Source organism: Nocardia sp. NPDC049190 (assembly GCF_040648115.1).
Lineage (GTDB): Bacteria > Actinomycetota > Actinomycetes > Mycobacteriales > Mycobacteriaceae > Nocardia.
Genome location: NZ_JBEZDE010000106.1, coordinates 1 through 2142, shown reverse-complemented (window position 1 = coordinate 2142; position 2142 = coordinate 1). Strand labels below are relative to the sequence as shown.

The 2142-nt window shown below is 70.6% G+C and carries 1 protein-coding gene and 1 pseudogene; both read left to right on the top strand.

All coding sequences use genetic code 11. The annotated features are described in order from the left end of the window. The first annotated feature begins 256 nt into the window (after positions 1–256). The gene (locus AB0B25_RS32065; protein WP_357187582.1) at positions 257–532 is read left to right on the top strand and encodes a hypothetical protein; all 276 of its coding nucleotides are present in this window, start codon (positions 257–259) and stop codon (positions 530–532) included. Positions 533–925: 393 nt separating this feature from the next. Further along, positions 926–2142 (top strand): annotated as a pseudogene (locus AB0B25_RS32060) (hypothetical protein); the annotation flags it as partial.

Here is a 2142-nt window from a genome sequence, read left to right as displayed (position 1 = left end):
TCCGTGCGGGGTCTTCTGTCCGGCTCCGGTTCCGGTTGCGCCGCCGGCGGATCCGTGTCTGATGCGGGCGGTTCCGGCGCCGATGCCGCGTTCGGGTCGACCTGCGTTGGCGCCGCGACTCGTGCCGGTGCCCAGTCCAACGGATGATGTCGGATCTGGTGTTCCCCGTGACTCCATACCGGCTGATGCCGGGGATGGGAGCGATTCCGCGGTGGGTGATCCCGGGGATTCGTGGACCGGTACCTGCATGCCACCCGTGACCGATCCAGCTATCGTCCCCAGTCGGCCCGCAACCCCCGGCGCGAATCCCGGAGCCCTCGGCGCTCGGCCCGAGGATTCCGGCAGTCGGTCCGGTGGTGCACCCGTGGAGCATGCGCCGACCGCACCCGACATCACCGACGCTCCGCAGCCGGCCACCACACCCGACCCCGCCGAACCCACACCTCCACCCGTCATCACCCTGCCCTTCGGCATCGTCATCCCCCTGCCCACACCCCCGGTAGGTGGAGAAACCGAGCCACCCGCGTTCTGAGCGCGCTGTTCGGCCGACGACATCGCGCTTGTGCCGTGTCGTTCACCCAAGACCCGGGGTGCGCGTCCGCGCCATCCGTAGTCCGAACCCGGTGGGTCCGAATCCACAGGCCGCGCGTCGACGGGTCGATCGGCATCGAGAAGGTAGCCCCGCTCGCGTATGAGCGAAATTCCATCCGCAAGGTTCTTCGGCGCGCGGAACCAGCCCAGCCATAACGCGCCGGCTGGTCGTACTGCTCACCGGTCGACCACACTGCACGCCGTGCCGGGCGCCCGCGGGACCGGTCGGGAAGCGCCGTTGTCACCGGTCCACGCACCGGGGATAGCGAACCGCCAATCGCTGGGTGCTCTCGTGACGAACCTCTATCGAGAGCGTTCGGAAAAGAGGTGATTCATGAGGGCCACAGTCGGAATAGCAGCAGAACAGACCGTGGTGCGCGGGGTGATGCTCTCCTCGCTGCCGCGGACGGGTCCGCGTCAGCCCGTGCTGTGCGCGGTCGAGCGCCCGGTCGAGGAATCCACCGCTGCCTCGGTCGCCGCGACGCTTGAAGCCCTGGCGGCCGATGCCGAGCCGAATACTCCGATCGATGAGGTCGGCATCGCCTATCACACGGTGGCCGAACGGCACGCGATCGTGTCGGGGCTTTCGTCCGAGTCGTGGCGTTCGTCGTCGCTCGTATCGGCCCGGACTGCGCTACTCGCGCTGCTCGACGAGATGCTGCCGGGACTGGCGCACGTCGGCACCCTGTTGGCGCTGGAGGTTGTCGGATATCACACGTCCTACCTCGTCGTGGGGCCGCGACGCGGCGAGATCCTCGCCTCCGATTCCTGGTCCTCCGGCGTCGTCGACGCCGACACGGCGGGACCGGTGATCGGTCGCATCTGGGCGACCTTGGACGCCATCGGAGTGCGACCCGATGCCATTGTGCTGTGCGGCTCGTCAGCCGGGAAGCCGGAGGTCGTGTCCGCGCTGCAACTCGGACTCGCCGCACCCGTGATCCAGGTGCCCGACTTCGCCACCGCGGCGGCGCGCGGTGCCGCGTTGGTCGCCGCAAGCCCATTCCGGAGCCGTTCGGTACACGCCCCGCCGAGCCGGCGCCACGCCGGACGCGCGGTCGTCATCGGAGCGGCCATCGCCACCGTGCTCGGTGGAACCGGTATCGCCATGGTGCAACTTCGCGACGAACGGCCGGCGAACGCCGCCGAGGTCGATAGAACCGCGCCGAATCCGATCCCCTCCCAGGTCTCGCAAGCTCCGGCGGCCGCGACGAGGTCGACTTCCGCGCCGGTCGTGTCGTCACCGGTGGCTGGGCCATCGATGCTTCCGGTCGCGCCCGCACCCGGGCCGCCTCCCGCGCCACCACTACTGCCACCGGTTGCCGCACCGGAGGTACCGCTGGTGGCGCCGCCGACAGCGCCGCCCCCGGACGCTCCCGTACCCGAGGACCATGTCGATCCGATCGCGCCGGTAATCCCGCCCGAGGCGCGGCAACCGGCCGCGCCGTTCGAACCCGAACCGGCCGCCCCGCCGGAGGCGCCTCCGCCCGAGGCGCCTCCGGCGGGGTCTCCGCCGCCCCCACCGGTAAGTCCCCCGGGTGGCCCCCTGCGGAG